The 16,849-nt window shown below is 71.5% G+C and carries 16 protein-coding genes; 12 read left to right on the top strand and 4 right to left on the bottom strand.

The annotated features are described in order from the left end of the window. From ABZ532_RS09300 to ABZ532_RS09310, 3 genes are all read left to right on the top strand, one after another. A complete protein-coding gene (locus ABZ532_RS09300; RefSeq protein ID WP_361280661.1) occupies positions 1–1,302 on the top strand; it encodes an MFS transporter in 1,302 nt (433 codons plus the stop codon). Between the two features lie 82 nt (positions 1,303–1,384). Next, positions 1,385–2,197, top strand: a complete 813-nt coding sequence (gene ddaH, locus ABZ532_RS09305) for a dimethylargininase (protein ID WP_361280662.1) — start codon at positions 1,385–1,387, stop codon at positions 2,195–2,197. 256 nt (positions 2,198–2,453) lie between these two features. Then, positions 2,454–2,675: a hypothetical protein gene (locus ABZ532_RS09310; RefSeq protein WP_361280663.1), complete on the top strand. Its 222-nt coding sequence runs from the start codon at positions 2,454–2,456 to the stop codon at positions 2,673–2,675. A 67-nt stretch (positions 2,676–2,742) separates the two neighbouring features. On the opposite strand, the gene ABZ532_RS09315 is transcribed toward ABZ532_RS09310, so the two are convergent. Continuing rightward, positions 2,743–5,928 (bottom strand): BTAD domain-containing putative transcriptional regulator, encoded by a 3,186-nt coding sequence (locus ABZ532_RS09315; RefSeq protein ID WP_361280664.1) that lies wholly within the window; start codon positions 5,926–5,928, stop codon positions 2,743–2,745. A gap of 252 nt (positions 5,929–6,180) precedes the next feature. On the opposite strand from ABZ532_RS09315, the gene ABZ532_RS09320 reads away from it, so the two are divergent. From ABZ532_RS09320 to ABZ532_RS09360, 9 genes are all read left to right on the top strand, one after another. Next, a complete protein-coding gene (locus ABZ532_RS09320) occupies positions 6,181–7,221 on the top strand; it encodes a hypothetical protein (protein ID WP_361280666.1) in 1,041 nt (346 codons plus the stop codon). Between the two features lie 53 nt (positions 7,222–7,274). Continuing rightward, a complete protein-coding gene (locus ABZ532_RS09325; protein WP_361280667.1) occupies positions 7,275–8,489 on the top strand; it encodes a helix-turn-helix domain-containing protein in 1,215 nt (404 codons plus the stop codon). 224 nt (positions 8,490–8,713) lie between these two features. Next, entirely contained in the window at positions 8,714–9,043 is a 330-nt protein-coding gene (locus ABZ532_RS09330; RefSeq protein WP_361280800.1) for an ATP-binding protein, read from the top strand. Further along, positions 9,033–9,230, top strand: a complete 198-nt coding sequence (locus ABZ532_RS09335) for a hypothetical protein (RefSeq protein ID WP_361280668.1) — start codon at positions 9,033–9,035, stop codon at positions 9,228–9,230. The genes ABZ532_RS09330 and ABZ532_RS09335 overlap by 11 nt, the downstream gene beginning before the upstream one ends. A gap of 291 nt (positions 9,231–9,521) precedes the next feature. Then, positions 9,522–11,339: an ABC transporter ATP-binding protein gene (locus tag ABZ532_RS09340; RefSeq protein WP_361280669.1), complete on the top strand. Its 1,818-nt coding sequence runs from the start codon at positions 9,522–9,524 to the stop codon at positions 11,337–11,339. A 124-nt stretch (positions 11,340–11,463) separates the two neighbouring features. Next, positions 11,464–11,733 (top strand): hypothetical protein, encoded by a 270-nt coding sequence (locus ABZ532_RS09345; RefSeq protein WP_361280670.1) that lies wholly within the window; start codon positions 11,464–11,466, stop codon positions 11,731–11,733. A 190-nt stretch (positions 11,734–11,923) separates the two neighbouring features. Continuing rightward, the gene (locus ABZ532_RS09350) at positions 11,924–12,550 is read left to right on the top strand and encodes a TetR/AcrR family transcriptional regulator (protein WP_361280671.1); all 627 of its coding nucleotides are present in this window, start codon (positions 11,924–11,926) and stop codon (positions 12,548–12,550) included. A gap of 25 nt (positions 12,551–12,575) precedes the next feature. Next, on the top strand, positions 12,576–14,255 hold the full coding sequence (locus ABZ532_RS09355; RefSeq protein WP_361280673.1) for an acyl-CoA dehydrogenase family protein: 1,680 nt from the start codon (positions 12,576–12,578) through the stop codon (positions 14,253–14,255). A 151-nt stretch (positions 14,256–14,406) separates the two neighbouring features. After that, the gene (locus ABZ532_RS09360) at positions 14,407–14,703 is read left to right on the top strand and encodes a DUF1876 domain-containing protein (protein WP_361280674.1); all 297 of its coding nucleotides are present in this window, start codon (positions 14,407–14,409) and stop codon (positions 14,701–14,703) included. 126 nt (positions 14,704–14,829) lie between these two features. On the opposite strand, the gene ABZ532_RS09365 is transcribed toward ABZ532_RS09360, so the two are convergent. The 3 genes from ABZ532_RS09365 to ABZ532_RS09375 form a co-directional block, all read right to left on the bottom strand. Then, the gene (locus ABZ532_RS09365) at positions 14,830–15,291 is read right to left on the bottom strand and encodes a cyclic nucleotide-binding domain-containing protein (protein WP_361280675.1); all 462 of its coding nucleotides are present in this window, start codon (positions 15,289–15,291) and stop codon (positions 14,830–14,832) included. A gap of 97 nt (positions 15,292–15,388) precedes the next feature. After that, a complete protein-coding gene (locus ABZ532_RS09370) occupies positions 15,389–16,321 on the bottom strand; it encodes a hypothetical protein (protein ID WP_361280676.1) in 933 nt (310 codons plus the stop codon). Between the two features lie 69 nt (positions 16,322–16,390). Further along, entirely contained in the window at positions 16,391–16,846 is a 456-nt protein-coding gene (locus tag ABZ532_RS09375) for a hypothetical protein (RefSeq protein ID WP_361280677.1), read from the bottom strand. Between the last annotated feature and the right edge of the window lie 3 nt (positions 16,847–16,849).

The following is a 16,849-nucleotide window of genomic DNA, read 5'->3' on the forward strand; positions in this document are numbered from 1 at the left end:
ATGACCACAGCCCCCGTCAAGCCGCCGCCCCCGCCGTCGCCCCCGGCCGACGCACCGCTGAGGAGCCGCTGGGGCCTCTGGGCGCAGGACAACTTCCGCAAGCTCTGGATCGGTGAGACGACCAGTGGCCTCGGCACCGCCGTCGGCAACGTGGCGCTCGCCCTGGTCGCCGTCGTCACCCTGGAGGCCTCGCCCTTCATGGTCGGTCTGCTGACCGCCTCCGCCTGGGTGCCGTGGCTCTTCCTCGGCCTGCTGGCGGGCGCCTGGGTGGACCGCTGGCCGCGGCTGAAGGTGATGCTCGTCTGCGACCTCCTCCTGCTGGCGCTGTTCGGAAGCGTGCCGGTGGCAGGCTGGCTGGGCCTGCTGACCATGGCCCAGTTGGTGGTCGTGGCGCTGCTGGCCGGTGCGGTCAAGGTGTTCCTGTCCACCGCGTACAGCGCCGTGCTGCCCGCCTTGGTCGCCAAGCCGGATCTGCTGGAGGCCAATGTCAAACTCCGCTCCGGGGACGCGGCCGCGGAGATCGCAGGCCCCGGCCTGGCCGGCCTGCTCTCCCAGGCGTTCGGCGCCGTCAGCGGCCTGCTCGCCGACGCGGTCACCTACCTTGTGGCGGCGTTCTGCGTGGGCACCATCCGGGTCGAGGAGAAGCCGCCTGCGGTCTCCGAACGGCGCGGGATCCTGCGCGAGATCGGCGAGGGAGTCCGGTTCCTGCTGCGCGACCCGTACCTGCGCACACTGGCGAGCTTCGCGGCCGTCGGCAACCTCGGCCTCAACGGCATCCAGGCGGTGCAGACCGTGTTCCTGGTCCGCAGCGTGGGCGTGACGCCCGGTGGTGTCGGGGCGGTGTTCGCGGTGGTGTCGATCGGCGGTCTGGCCGGGGCGGCGCTCGCCGGAAGGATCGCCCGCCGGTTCGGGACGGCGCGCGGGCTGCTGCTCTGCGAACTGGTGGGGGCGCCGTTCATCCTCCTGCTCCCGATGGCGGGGGAGCGGCTGCCGCTTGCGGTGAGTGCGGTGGCCTGGTCGGTCGCGGTCTGCGGGGTGATCGCCGGGAACGTCATCGCCGGCAGCTTCTACCAGGCGTACTGCCCGCCCGCGATGATCGGCCGGATCCGGGCCAGTGCCTCCACCATCAACTTCAGCGCCATCCCGGTGGGAGCCCTGCTCGGCGGCTGGCTGGGCGAGGTGCTCGGCGCCCGTACCACCCTCTGGATCATGGCGAGTGTGCTGCTCTCGGCCGGCGCGGTCCTGCTGGCCAGCCCGCTGCGCGGCCTGCGGAGCTTCCCCGAGCGTCCCGCGGCGTCCTGATCGCCCCTCCCGCTGTCCGGTTCTCCTCGCCCTCTCTTCGTCCCTGCCCTCGTCGTCCCCCTCACGCCTCCCGGAGCCTCCCATGACCCGCGCCGCCCGCCCGCGCCGCTTCCTGATGTGCCGTCCGACCCACTTCGACGTCAGCTACGCGATCAACCCCTGGATGAACCCGGCCAAGCCGGTCGACACCGGCCTCGCCGTAGCGCAGTGGGAGCGGCTGTACGAGCTGTACGCCGAGCTCGGCCACCGTGTCGACCTGATCGATCCGCTGCCCGGCCTGCCCGACATGGTCTACGCGGCGAACGGCGCCACCGTCGTCGACGGCAAGGTGCTCGGTGCCCGGTTCCGCAACGCCGAGCGTGCCCCCGAAGGCCCCGCCTACCTGGAGTGGTTCCGGGCCAACGGCTTCGCCACCCACGACCCGGTCCACGTCAACGAGGGTGAGGGCGACCTGCTGCTGACGGGCAGCTATCTGCTCGCCGGGCGCGGCTTCCGCAGCGTCTCCGCCGGCCACGCGGAGGCGCAGGAGTTCCTCGGCCGTCCGGTGATCGGCCTTGACCTCGTCGACCCGCGCTTCTACCACCTCGACACCGCGCTCAGCGTGCTCGACGTCGACCAGATCATGTACTACCCCGGTGCGTTCTCGGCGGGCAGCAGGGCGGTGCTGCGGCGGCTCTTCCCGGACGCGGTGCTGGTGGCGGAGGCGGACGCGGAGGTGTTCGGGCTCAATCTGATGAGCGACGGCCTGAACGTGGTGCTGCCGGAGGTCGCGACCGGGGTGGCGGCCAGGTTGCGCGAGCGCGGCTTCCGGCCGATCGGGATGGACCTCTCCGAGCTGTTCAAGGGCGGCGGCAGTGTGAAGTGCTGCACCCTGGAAATCCGAGAGGCCGTGTGAACCGCACCGGAGGAACGCCCGGCTGAACACCGGTCAGCGCTCCGGTGCGACGCTTTCGACGCTGGGATCAACGCCCCCGGTCAGCGCCGTCGACGCTCCGGTCAACGCCCCGATCAACGAAGCCGATCGACGCACGGTGCTCGTGCGTCGATCGGCTGTTGAACGCGCCTTGCCATGCTCGTCCCATCAGCCCGGAGCACTCCGGGGAAGCCCGGAAGAACCCTTCCCGCCAGGGAAGACGTCCCAGGGAGCAGTCATGGCGAAGCGTACGAACACCCTTGGTGCCACCCGGATCCGCCTGGCCGTCGCGGGCCTCGGCCTCAGCGCGGTGCTCGCCGTCGGCGCGGCCGGTACGGCGATGGCCGACGGCACCAGCGGCACCGAGGAGGGCGGGGGCGTCAGCACGAACCAGAACGCCGTGCCGGTCCCGACGCCCACCCCGACCGACGACAAGGACTGGAACAGCACCGGTTCCTGAGCCGCACCAGCGTGCGGTGCTGCGAGAGGAACCGTTTCTCCGTTGCTGCCGCCCCAAGCCCCGGCACTCAGGGATCGACGAGCGCCGGCGCTGGCTCCTCCAGCAGTCCGCCCACCTCGGCGGCCTCCGGAAGTCCCAGCCGGGAGAAGATCTCGTAGGCCTGCCGCAATCGCGCCCCCGCCTCGTCAGCGCGACCGAGGTCGGCCAGCGAGCGGCCCAGCACCACCAGCGCCTGTGCCTGGTCCCGTTCCGCCCCCAGCTCCTCGCAGAGGGCCAGGGCCTGCCCGGCGTGGTCGAGCGCTTCGTCGGCCCGGCCGAGCGAGCGCAGACTGTCCGCCAGCCGGTAGCGCGCGTGCGCGGCCCGGTCCCGCAGACCGGCTCCCGTCGCCACCGCCAGGCACTCCCGGAACCAGGTCACCGCCTCCTCGTGCCGCCCGAGCCCGTGCAACGCCAGACCCAGTACATAGAGGGTGTACGCCCGTCCCGGGTCGTCCTGCCGGGTCCGCAGTTCGGCCAGCACCTCGTGACAGATCTCCACGGCCTCGACGGCCCGCCCGCTGCGCACCCGTGCCAGCGCGGCGTTCACGGTCGTCACCAGGGCGCCGGAGCGGTGCCCCAGTTCGTTCGCCAGCAGCAGTGCCTCGTCGTAGTGGTCCACGGCCTCGTCGAAGCGGCTGAGGAACTGGCAGATCAAGCCGAGGTCGTTGAGCGCCTGACGGAGGATCACCGTGTCGCCGGCGGTCCGCGCGGCTGCCACCGCCTGGTGGGCAGCAGCCTCGGCCGCGTCCAGCCGGGTCGCCGCCAGGGCGACGTTCCCGCGCAGGAAGTGCGCACGTCCGGCAGCCCGGACGTCGCCGTGCCGCACCGCCACCTCGGCTAGCGCATCGGCGGTGGCCGCGAGTTGACGGCTCGGAGGAGTGAGCACGAACGGAGTGAGCGCGATCAGCAGATCGATCGCGGCCCGCAACGCCGTCCCCTGCACGCCGTCCCGCAGCACCGCCCCGCCTGCCCCGCCCGCTCCCGCGTCCGCGGCGACCTGGGCTGCCAGCGCCACCGCGCCCGCACGCTCCGCCGCCGTCCACTCGCGGGCCGCGTCCCACCCTGCCAGCGCCACACCGGGGGAGCGCGCCGGACCCAGCGCGCCCGCCGCCGGATCGCCCGGTACCGCCTGCTGGAAGGCGGTGCAGGCCGTGGCCAGCAGATGGTCCAGCAGCCGGTCCCGGGCCGCCACCGCCTCCCCGGACTCCGCCGTGCCGCCCGCCGGGCAGGAGCCCCCTTCCTGCACCGGACGCCGCCGGGCGAATGCCCGCAGCAGGTCGTGGTAGCGATACCGGCCCGGGAACGGCGACTCCACCATCGCCACGTCCACCAGCGCCTCCAGCAGGTCCTCGGCCTCGTACGCGTCGAGGTCGAGCAGCGCCGCGGCGGCCGGCAGCCCGATGTCCGGCCCGTCCACCGAGGCGACCAGGCGGAACGCCCGGGCCTGGTCGACGGTCAGCTGGCGGTAGCTCAGTTCGAAGGCCGCCGCCACCGCGAGGTCGCCGATGCGCAGCTCGTCGATCCGCCGCCGTTCCACCTGGAGCCTGCGGCTCAGTGTCTCCACCGTCCATCCCGGCCGGGCCGCCAGCCGGGCGGCCACGATCCGGACCGCGAGCGGCAGGTACCCGCAGGCCACCACCAGCTCCAGCGCCGCCTCCCGTTCGGCGGCCAGCCGCTCGGCTCCGATGGTGCGGCCGAGTAGATCCAGCGCCTCGGACGGCTGGAACACGTCCAGGTCGACCTGGACGGTGGCCGGCAGCCCGGCCGGCCGGGTGCGCCCGGTGGTGAGCACCGCGCAGCCGACCGCCCCCGGGAGCAGCGGCCGGATCTGCGCCGCGTCCTTGGCGTTGTCGAGAACCAGCAACAGCCTCCGCCCGTCCACCACGGACCGGAAGAGCGCCGAGCGCGCGTCCAGCCCGTCCGGCACCGTGTCGCCGGACACCCCGAGCGCCACCAGGAAGCCGCTCAGTACCGCCTCCGGATCGGCCGGCACCGGGTCGGAGCCGCGCAGGTCCACGTACAACTGGCCGTCCGGGTAGGTCTCCCGGACGCGGTGTGCCACGTGCAGCGCCAGCGCCGTCTTGCCGACCCCTCCCATACCGACCACGGTGGCGATCACCAGCCCCTGCGCCGAGGGTGCGCCGAGTGCCTCGTCCAGCACCCGGACCGGCGCCGTCCGCCCGGTGAAGTCGGCGGCGTCCGGCGGCAGCTGGGCGGGACGCGGGGGCGCGGCGGCCGGTCGGAAGGCTGCTTCGGACCCGCTTCCCTCCTCCCGCCGGTCCGGTTCGGCCGCCGGGACAGCGGCCCCGCCCCCGGAGCCGCCGGCGTCCCGGCCGTCCCGGGCCGGCCCCTTCGCCCTTTCGGGCTCCTCCGGAAGCGGCGTGCCCGTGCCGGCCTCCGGCACCGGCACCGGGCCCGGGTCCGGAGCAGCCAGCGCCGGATCGCCCTCCAGGATTCTCCGGTGCAGCTGGTCCAGCTCCGCCCCGGGCGCGACGCCCAGCTCCGCGAGGAACAACTGCCGCACCCCGCGGTACACCGCCAGCGCGTCCGCCTGCCGGCCGGCCTGGTACAGCGCCCGCATCAGCAGTCCGTACGCCCGCTCGTGCAGCGGGTGCTCGGTGGTGAGGGCAGTCAGCTCGGGGATGCAGCGCGAGTGGCGGCCGAGTGCCAGGTCCAGCCCGATCCGCTCCTCCAGCAGGGTCAGCCGCAGCTCCTCCAGCCGCTGCCGGTGACGCTCGGCGAACGGTCCGGGGATGCCGGCCAGCGGTTCGCCCTGCCACAGTTCCAACGCCTCGTTGAGCAGGTCGCGGGCGCGCAGCGGATCGGTTCGCGCGGTGCGCTCCGCCTCGGCGGCGAGCGCCTCCGCCTCCGCCGTGTCCACGGCGAGCTTCGGCAGGATGAGCCGGTAGCCGTCCCCCATCGACACCAGCACACTCGATGCGGGCTTTTCGGCCCCCGCCCCTCCTTCGCTGGCTCCCCCCGAGTCCAGTACCTTGCGCCATCGCCATGCGTACGTGCGCACCGTGGTCATCGCCGCGCTCGGCGGCTCCTCGCCCCACAGCGCGGCGATGAGGTCGGTCGCACTCGCCGAGTACCCCGGCCGGAGCAGGAGAACGGCCAGCATCGCCTGCTGTTGCGGGCTACCGATCTTGAGCGCGGTAGCGCCCTTGTGAGCCCGCATCAGACCGAGTAACGAGAAACGGAGATCGTCCAAGTCAGCCCCCCAGCCGCCCCAGAACACAGTGACCGCCCCGCTCGGCCCACATGTCTAATTTTGTGTCACCTTTTAACCACAGCGCCGCACTCCGTGTCGAGTGCCTGTTGAGCCTGTGGTGATCAGGGGTTGAACCCTGACATGCAGAATCGCCGTGCCGCGGGCACGCCGGAGACGTTCCGGCACCGCCCGCCCGCCCCCCTCGGCCGCCGGTGGCGCCGGGCCTGACCATACATTCGGAGGCGGACGTCCGTGAACACCGCTCTGCTGTACCGGCTGCTCGAAGCCGACCCGGCCGCCGGGCCGGCCGAACTGCTCCACCGCGCCCGGGCCGGCCACCACCTGCCCCACCTGGTGCTCTCCGCCCTGGTTCGCGATGGCGTCCGGATGGGTGAGCCCGCCCGAGCCGAACTCCGCCGCGCCCGCGACCGAGCGGCCCACTACACCCGCCTGGCTGCCGACCTGGCCCGTTCCACCGGCGTCCGCGCCATCCGGGGCCTCCCGCTCGCCGGCTACTACCCGGCCGGCCTGCTCCGGCCGCTGGACACCCTCGATCTCGTCGCCCCAGACGAGGCGGCCCTGTGGCAGGCCGTCATCCGTCTGGTCACCGACCACCCGGTGGAGCACATCGACGTCTCACTGATCGGCGACGGTCCCCACCACACCGCCGTCACGGTCCACTGGCCCGCCGAGGACCCCCTCGTCGACCCCTGGTACCGCGTCCATCTCACCACCGCCGCCCTGCCCGGCGACGGCTCGGCCGTGCCCGTCCGGCCGTACCTGGTCGCCGACGAGCAGGTCGAGTGCCTCATCGCCCTCGCCGAGACCCGCCTCCACCGGCCCGCCCAGCCCCCCGGCCCCGTCACCCTCCTCGACATCGCCGGCCTCACCCACCAGCCCTTCGAGCCTGCCGAGACAGCCGCCGTGCTCGCCGCCTACCGCCTGGCCCCCGAGGCCGCCACCCTCCTCGATCACGCCGCCGACCACCTCCCGCTCGGCCCCCTCGCCGCAGTCCGCGCCGAACTCGCCCCCCAACTCGCCCCCGAACACCGCCGCCGCACCGAGTCCGCCACCACGACCCGGCGCCTCCCCACCCGTCATGGCACCCTCCTGCGCCGCACCGTCACCCGCCACACGTGGGACGAGGCCCGCCTCTTCACCCCCACCCCCGGCACCCCCCTCCTCCTCACCCCCGTCGCCGACTACCTCCTCACCCCGTCCCCGACCCCGGCCGCCCCCACCAGCCGCACTGCCGCGCTCCAGGCTCTCCACCACTGGGACACCGCCTGCTGAGGCGGAGACGGCTTCGGCAGCGGTCACGGAATGCGGCAGCGTACGGTGGCAGCGTGGCAAACGAAGACCTGGGGCGGACCCTGCGCCGCTTGCGCCGTCTGGCCGCCCTGACACAAGAGGAACTGGCTGAACGCTCCGGCGTGTCCGTCGATGTGATCCGCCAGCTCGAACAGCAGCGGAAGCATTCGGCGCGCCTGCCCACACTGCACGCGCTTGCCAACGGGCTGGGCGTGGAGCTGACCACGCTGCTGGGCGACCCGCCTGCGGTCGCGTCGACGGGCGAGAGCGACGGACCGCGTTTCGTGGCAGTGCGGCGCGCCATCATGCCGGTTCTCTTCGGGGCGGACACGGAATTGCCCCGGGCCGACTTCTCCCTGGACCGGTTGCGCGAGCAGATCGCGGACGGTTGGACGCAGTACCACGCTGCCGAGTTCGACGCCGTGATGAAGGCGCTGCCCGACATGATCTCCGATGCCCGCAGTGCGACGGCGCCGGACAACGACGAAGACAGGGGCTCCGCCTTTTCGGCCCTGGGCAAGGCACTCCAGCTCGCCGGACACGTCGCCGTCCGCATGGGCAAGACGGACCTTGCCCTGACGAGCCTTGAGCGGGCGATGGAAGCCGCGCAAGAGTCCTCCGACCCGCTGCTTCTGCCGATGATCGTCAACTCGACGGCGTGGACCTACCAGCGGCAAGGGCGGCTGGAGGACGCGTTGAGCATCGCGCTCCGAGTTGCCGACGACATGATGCACGCAGGTCATACCGAGACCGCCGACGGTCTGAAGGTGTGGGGCGCACTGACCATGAGCGCCGCCACGTCGGCCGCGCGGAGCGGCGACTACGAGCGCGCGGCGGCGACGATGGAAGAGGCGGAGAGGGAGGCAGCTCGCGTTTCCAAGCTGCCCGAGGGCAGTGACAACCGCATGGTGAGTGTCTTCAGCCCGTCGTCGGTGCGCATCGAACGCGTCCGCCTCGCCGTCCAGTACGGACACCCCCACGACGCTCTGGCACTGGCCAAGGGCATGCGCCTGTCGAGGGACACACCCCCGTCGTGGCGAACCTGGCTGCTGCTCGATGTGGCCCGCGCGCACACGGACATCGGGGATGCCGCGGGTGCGGTCAAGACGCTGGAGTCCCTGCGCCGAGTGGCGCCGACATGGATGCAGCACCACACACTCGCTGTGGCCGTCGTCCGCGACCTGTGGGCTCTTCCCAACCATCCTCCGGGACTCCGGGCGCTGGCCGAATTCCTTGGAGTGAGCGAATAGCGTCGTGAAAGTGGGACGTTGCGTCCCTGTCGGCGTCGCCGCGCTGGCGCTTTCATGAGCGGACAGCGCCCCGGCGACCGCGCGAACGGTCCCGGGGCTTGGCCGATCTGAGAGAGCAGACCGACATGCCGCAACCTACAACGCGGTCGCGTCCCACCGGCTGTCCGGGGTACAGCGAGACTCTGCCGTGCAGTCCCGAGAGCGCCGGCACCGCCCGGCGACTGGTGCGCGTCGCGCTCGCCGCCTGGAGACTGGACGACTTGGCCGACGACGGCGCCCTGATCGTCTCCGAGCTCGTGGCCATTGCCGTCCAGCACGCACGCGGCCGTTCCCTTCGTGTCACGGTCACCCGGTCCGAGTCGGCGCGGGTGCGCATCGGTGTCGTGGACAAGTCGAAGAGGTTCCCCCAGCTCCGGGCACCGCGTGAGGAGGACGAGAACGGGCATGGTCTCGCGCTCGTGAGAACGCTCGCCGGGGACTGGGGCACCGATCCGCTGCCGTGGGGCAAGCGCGTCTGGGCCGAGCTGCACATGAAGGACAGCCATGGCCGGTGAGCGGAAGCCATGGGTGGGCGACGTCGTCCATGACGAGGAAGCAGACCGGCGCGGAGTGGTGACGGACGTGCGCGGCGGCGCCGTCTGGGTGCTGAGGCCGGAATACGGGCTGGAGCAGTGGACCTCGGAGCGGCCGGAGCAGCTGACCGTGGTGACGCCGCGTGAGCAGGTACGGGAACGGTCGTAGAGATGCGGATGGCCCCGGCCGGTGGTGTCGGCACCGGCTGGGCCTCGCCGTCAGCAAGCCCCGAGCGCACATGCGTTGTCCCACCGCGAGCGCACGCATGTGCGATATGCGGGCATTTGAGAAAAATCCTTGGACGCCGTGAATGTCCGCGCGGGACACTGCGACGCCCGGCCCTCCCGTGCTCGCACGTGACGATCGCGACGGTCGTCCATGAGACGAGCCGGGGCTCGATCCGAAGTTCCGCGGCGGGGCACGCGCACGCGAACTGCTCCATGAAGAGACGGGATTGGGATGGTGATGGCTGAATCACGCCGTGTTCCGCCGCGCAGGGGCCCCGTGCTCCTCGCGCTTCGCTACTACGGAAGGGAGTTGGCCCGGCTCCGGCGGCTGACGGTGCCCGCGATGCTGCTGCCGGCGCTGGGCAACATCGGCATCCACTACATCGCGCCGCTGGTCGTCGCGAAGCTCGTCGGCCGGATGTCGGGTGGCAGCGGTGTCACCGTCGGCTCGATGATGCCGTACATCGTCGGCTTCGCCGGCGTGCTGCTGTTGTCGGAGGTCCTCTGGCGTATCGGTCTGCACTGTCTGAACCGCCTCGACGCACTGGGTATCGAGCATCTGTACGTGATCGGGATGGACGAACTGTTCGCCAAGGACGCCGCGTTCTTCCACGACAACTTCGCGGGGTCGCTGACCAAACGCGTGCTGAGCTTCGCCTCGCGGTTCGAGCAGTTCGTCGACACACTGACCTTCTCGGTCGTGGGGAGCCTCGTGCCGCTTGTGTTCGGGTCCGTGGTGCTGTGGCAGTACGACCCGCTGTTCGTGGTGGGGCTCCTCACGATGATCGCGCTCACGGCTGTGTGCGTGAGACCGCTCATCCGCCGCCGTCAGGCACTTGTCGGGCGGCGCGAGGAGGCGATCGCCCGGGTGTCCGGGCATGTCGCCGACAGCCTGGCCAACATGGAGACGGTCCGGGCGTTCGCGGCCGAGAAGCGTGAGGCGGCGGAGCACCGTTCCCGCGTCGCGGAGTCGCGGCGGCTCTCGCTCGCGTCATGGGACTACGGGAACCTGCGCATCGACACACTGGTCGCGCCGCTGTCCGTGGCGACCAACGTGATGGGGCTGCTGCTCGCCGTCACCCTCGGCGGGGGCGGGCACGGTGTGGAGGCGATCGTCGTCGCCTTCACGTACTACACCAACGCCACGCGGATCATGTTCGAGTTCAACCAGATCTACCGGCGTCTGGAGGGCTCGATGACGGAGGCCGCGCAGTACACCGAACTCCTGCTGACGCCCACGACCGTGCACGATCCGGTGTCGCCGGAACCGCTGCTGCACGCGGGTGCCGATGTCCGCTTCGAGCGGGTCACCTTCGCGCACAAGGGCGCGGAGCCGCTCTTCGAGCGGCTCGACCTGGCCGTGCCCGGCGGGGCGAAGATCGGGCTCGTGGGCCGGTCAGGTGGCGGCAAGACCACGCTCACCCGGCTGCTGCTGCGGATGACGGATGTCGACGGCGGCCGGATCCTGATCGGCGGGCAGGACATCAGCCGCCTGCGGCAGGGCGATCTGCGCAGCCTGATCTCCTGTGTGCCGCAGGAACCGGCGATGTTCCACCGGACCCTGCGGGACAACATCGCGTTCGCCAAGCCGGGCGCCACTGAGGACGAGATCCGCCGTGCGGCCGAGGCCGCGCACGTCACGGAGTTCGCTGACCTGCTGCCGGACGGGTTCGACACGCTGGTGGGAGAACGCGGCGTGAAGCTGTCCGGCGGGCAGCGCCAGCGGGTGGCTCTCGCCAGGGCGATCCTGCGCGACGCGCCGATCCTGCTGCTCGACGAGGCCACCAGCGCACTGGACTCCGAGAGCGAGATCCTCGTCCAGGAGGCGCTGTGGCGTCTGATGGAGGGACGGACGGCGATCGTGGTGGCGCACCGGCTGAGCACGGTCGCGACCATGGACCAACTCGTGGTGCTCGACCGTGGACGCATCGTCGAACAGGGCACGCACCAGGAACTGCTGGCATCCGACGGGGCGTACGCGAAACTCTGGCGGCACCAGTCGGGCGGCTTCATCGACGACAGCCCCGCGCGGGCCGGTCTGCCCGTCTGATGTGTTCCAGGGGGTGGGGCATCGGCTCTGGGACCTTTGCCGGATTGACATCGCAACCGAGGGGGAGGAAGGTGAGAAATGTCCCAAAAGTTCTACTTTCAATGATTGCTCGGAGGTGTTGAGAATGCGCCGACGGATCGTTGCCGCAGTCTCAGCGGCGGCCGCGGGTCTCGCCCTCGCCGTCGTGCCTGCCAGCGGGGCATTTGCCGGTGACGCCAGGAATGACTACAGCTGTTCCAACTGGGACGGCTATCGCTACTACTGCGATGACGGCTATTACGGCTACTACGGCGATTACGGCAACTACTACGGCGACTCCGGTTACGACCGCGGTCACGACAACAACGGCTTCTTCAACAACGGCTTCTTCTTCGACGACGGCTTCCGGCGGTGACCACCGCCGTACCGCCGCACTGCCCTGAGGGCAGCATCTGAAGTCTCAGACCTGGTCGGGCTTGTGAGTGGCCGACCGCGGGCCCGGTTGCCGACCGGGCCCGCACTGTTTCCGGCATCCCGGCCCCCACCTCGCCGGGCGGCAGGCGTACACCCTGGCGTGAAGTGCTGAACGGTGGTTCACTCCTTCCATGGCGTACCGAAAGACCCCAGCGGTCCAGGACCGGCTGACGGCTGCCCGCGAGCGGCTCGTGGACGAGGCGATCGTCGTGGTGGCCGATGTCGGCTGGTCCCAGGCGTCCGTGACGGCCGTCGCCGCGGCGGCCGGTATGTCGGTGGGCTCGGTGTACCAGCACTTCCCGTCCAAGGCGGCGCTTGCCGTCGAGGTGTTCCGGCGCGCCGCAGGCCGGGAGGCCGATGTGCTCGGTTCCGTACTACGGGAAGGCAGTGGGGACCCCCTGGAGCGCCTCACCCATGCCGTGACCGTCTTCGCCCGGCGGGCCCTGGACAGTCGGGGTGTCGCCTACGCCTTGCTGGCCGCCCCTTCCGAACCCGCCGTCGAGACCGAGCGGTTGGAGTTCCGCAAGCGCTACCGGGGCATGTTCGCCGAGGTGATCCGGGAGGGCGTCGCCGGCGGACTGCTGCCCGAGCAGGACGCGGAGGTCACCGCCGCGGCACTCACCGGTGCGATCGGTGAGGTGCTGGTCGACCCGCTGTCCCGGCCCGCCGAAGGAGCCGACGCCGACCGCTTGGTCGCCGAGCTGGCCGCCATGTCCCTGCGTTGCGCGGGCGCCGCGTCCGCGCGGCAACACCCATAGCCACCAGAGGAGTTGGAGGACCCCGATGCGCAGCAATCCCGTACGCACCCATGAGGTGACCAACCAGGCGCCACCGCTCACGGATCACGACGTGGCGGACGACCCCGTGCTGCTGGAAGGCATCCGGAGCGAAGGCGCGGAGTGGTACGAGGAGGACCTGCACCGCATCGGGCGGCTCGCCGGCTCGGAGGAGGCGAGGCGCTGGGGCTACGAGGCCAACCAGCACGAGCCTGTGCTGCGTACCCATGACCGCTACGGCAGCCGCCTCGACGAGGTGGACTTCCATCCCTCCTACCACGCCCTCATGGACGTCGCCATGCGCGAGGGCCTCGGCGGGACCCCCTGGGCGGAGGACAAGCCCGGCGCCCATGTGGCCCGGGCGGCAGGTCTGATGGTGTGGGGCTTCGCCGACCAGAGCCATCTGTGCCCGGTGTCCATGACCTACGCCGTCGTCCCCGCCCTGCGGCACGCCCCCGAGCAGGCGGCCCTGTACGAGCCGCTTCTCACCAGCAGGGTGTACGACCCGGGGCTGCGCGCACCCGGGGGCAAGCGCGGACTGCTCGCCGGAATGGGCATGACGGAGAAGCAGGGCGGCTCCGACGTACGCGCCAACTCCACCGTGGCGACCCCCCAGTCCGACGGGACCTGGCGGCTGCGCGGCCACAAGTGGTTCACCAGCGCGCCGATGAACGACCTCTTCCTTGTGCTCGCGCAGGCGGAGCCCGGTGCGGGGGCCGATGGAGCCGGCGGAAACGGGGGGCTGTCCTGCTTCCTTGTGCCGCGTGTGCTTCCCGACGGAAGTCGCAACACCTTCCGGATCCAGCGGCTCAAGGACAAGCTCGGCAATCGCGGAAACGCCAGCAGCGAACCCGAGTTCGACGACACCGTCGCCTGGCTCGTCGGACCGGTCGGACGCGGCGTGCGGACCATCATCGAGATGGTCACCATGACCCGGCTCGACTGCATCCTCAGCTCCGCCTCCGGCATGCGCACCGCGCTGACCCTCGCCGGACACCATGTGCGTCACCGCGCGGCTTTCGGTGCCAAGCTCATCGACCAGCCGCTGATGCGCAACGTCATCGCGGACCTCGCCGTCGAGTCCGAGGCCGCGACCACGCTCGCACTGCGCGTGGCAGGCGCCGTCGACCGGGCCCAGCGCGGTGACGGGCGGGAGCAGGGCTTCCTCCGGCTGGCCACGGCCGTCGCCAAGTACTGGGTGTGCAAGCGTCAGCCCGCCATGGTGGCTGAGGCACTGGAATGCCTCGGCGGAAACGGTTTCGTCGAGGACTCCGACCTGCCGAGGCTCTATCGGGACGCTCCTCTCAACGGTATCTGGGAGGGCTCCGGAAACGTCAGCGCACTCGATGTGCTGCGTGCCCTGACCCGCGAACCGGACTCGCTCGAAGCCTTCGCGGACGAGATCGCACTCGCCGCCGGGGCGGACTCCCGGCTCGACGCGGCCTGGCGGGCGCTGCGCGCCGAGCTGGCGACGCCCGAGGACGCGGAGCTTCGGGCACGGTGGCTCGTGGAACGGCTGGCGTTGGTGCTCCAGGGCTCGCTGCTGGTCCGGCACGCACCGGCAGCCGTCGCGGACGCGTTCTGCGCCTCGCGGCTGGCCGGGGCTCACGGGCTCGCGTTCGGGACGTTGCCGACCGGGGTCGACCGGGCGGGGATCATCGCCCGGGTCCCGGGCGCCCGGGACTGAGCTCGCCAGGGTGGACCGGGCGCCCGAGCGGTCCACCCGCCCAGGACGCGGAGTGCGCCGCGCCGGGGGATCCTGAGGACAGGTAGCCCCGCGGCGCGGCATATCGCCGGGCGCGTGGACGGCGCGTGGTGCGGGCGAGGAGGTGTACGCCATGACGCGGACGCTGGAGTGGCAGGTGGGCCTGGTCCTGGTCGAGGAGGACGGCACGACGAAGGCACGGGCCGTGCTGGACACAGGCGCCACGACCTACACCGGGCAAGGGGTCGCGCGGTGCAACCCGCAGGACGTGGACATTCCCGAGATCGGCGATGAACTCGCGGCGAGCCGGGCGATGAAGGATCTCGCGACGAAGCTGATGCGCGAGGCCAACCGCGACCTCGACAGTGTCGGCGCGGGCCCGGAGACGGTGGCGGCACCGCCCTACGGCTGGCCCGGGGCGGCCACGTAGCCACCCCAGGGCACACCCGCTTGTCACCAGTGTCAGCTGCGCCCGGGGCCCACCGCCCCGTGTCACATCACCCGGATCACCGTTCCGGGTCGGGCCGCCCCGGTCAGCACCCGGCGCCAGGCCGCCTCAGTCGGTGATTCCGCTTCCGTACGGCGCATAGAGATCCAGCAGCCGGACACGCGCCGCATGGAGCCGGTGCGCCAGCACCCGTCCCACCCACTGGCCCACCGCGGAGCCGAGTGCCGGGTCGGCGTCCATCATCATGCGCACGGTCCGCGCGTCGAACTGCTGGGCGCGGACCGGGGTCATCGCCTCGGCCCCCAGCTGCCACACGTAGGGCGGGAACAGCCAGGACCAGCCCACGAGTTCGCCGAAGCCCAGGTTCTCGATGACCGCAGGACGCCGCCCGGGAACGGACATGTGCAGGCTGATCGTGCCGGACTTGATGATCCAGAACCGGTCGGCGCGCCGGCCCTCCTCGAAGACGCGGCAGCCCTCGTGGAACTTCACGTTCTCGGCGATCTCCTGCAGCCGGGCGCGGTGCTCGGCCGACAGCGCGGCTGTCATACGGATGGAAGACGTGGTCATCGCGGTGCCTCCGTTCCGAGCGCCGACTCATATCAAGCGTCGCACGCCCGGACACCTCCCGCGCCGCCTGACCTCTCCCGTCGCCCCCCCCGCGAACTCAGGAGCCCCCGTCCGCCGCGCCGGTCATCGGACGGACCGTGCTGAGGATCTTGCGGACCAGGGCGTCCGGCACCTCCTCGTCCACGTCTTTGGACCCGACGAAGGTCCAGGACGCGATGTCGCCCTTCGTGTTCTTGAACGCGAAGGCCGTCGCCTTGCCGTCCGTGCCGCACTTCCCCTTCCCCCGCACACCGGACGAGGTGGCCGTGGCCAGGCTGCCCGTCAGCCCGGAAGCGGTGGTGTAGGGCTGCGGGGTACCGGTGGTGACCCTGGACCGGTCCGGCTGGGCGTAGGCACCGTAGACCCACTGGGAGACGTTGTCGCGCGCCGCCTCTTCGGGGGACCGGGCACCGTTCTCCCTGCGGGATCCCGCGGATGCGAGTGCCGTGTCCTCCTCGCTGCCGTCGACGTTCTCGTCGGAACTGCACCAGCGCTCCTTGAGCACTGCGGTGCCCGAGAAGCCGATCAGCGGCTTCTCCTCCGGGTCGCCGTCCTCCGCGACATAGCTCACCCAGCTCTGCGCCCTGCGGGCCCACTCGGGTGGCACGTCGAAGACGATTCCGCTCCTGGGATTCGCGACAGTGCTCCAGCCCGGGAGCACGGGCTGCGTCGCGTCGCCCGTGCGGCGCGTGGTGTCCGTGGGGGTGGGTGCGGGAAGGGACGACGCGGTGGGCACCGGGGAGCCGTTCCCGCCGCGCAGGACGGCGAAGCCGGTGACCGCGGAGGCCAGCACGACCACGGCGGCCCCGCAGACCGCGACGAACGTGGACTTGCTGGACCTCCCGCGCCCGTCGGGCGTCGCCTGCCCGGCCGCCACGGGCGCGGGCGCCGTCGGGTACTGGTGGTACGCGGGCGGATGCTGGTACGGATTCCCCGCCGGGTCCGGTGGATTCCCCGACGGGTCCGGAGAGTTGTTCTGTCCAGGCCACATGGACGGCCACCCTACGGGGGCACTCCCCACACCCGGCTCACCGGGTTGTGCTGGCCTCCCGAGACGACGTCACTGAGGCCAGTCCTTCGTGATCTCGAGGCGGTACGTCATCCGGTCGAGTTCCCTGCCGTCCGCGTCCACGAAGGTGCCGGTGCATTCATAGTGGTCACGCGCCAGATGCCCGGTCGGCAGGTGCACCGGCGGGAGCACGATCTCGTACGGCCCGCCGTGCCGGTAGTCGCCCAGATGGGTCTCAGTGTGCACCACGACCACGCCCTGGCGGGTGTGCTCGTCGATGAACTTGAGGCCCTCGAGATCGTCCCTCGACTGCACCCGGAACTCGAGGCGGAGCCGGAACTCCGCGCCCTCCTTCAGGCTGACCGGCACCGTTTCGGCAGGCTGCGGCGCACCTGGCGCACCCGGCGTGTCGTGCCGGCGTTCCAGCGGCGCGGACACCGGAACGTCGGGGCGCCCCTCCCCCTGGATCGTCACGGCCAGCAGCTCGAAGTCACGGTGTGCATTCATGGG

Source organism: Streptomyces sp. NPDC019396, from assembly GCF_040632375.1.
GTDB lineage: Bacteria > Actinomycetota > Actinomycetes > Streptomycetales > Streptomycetaceae > Streptomyces.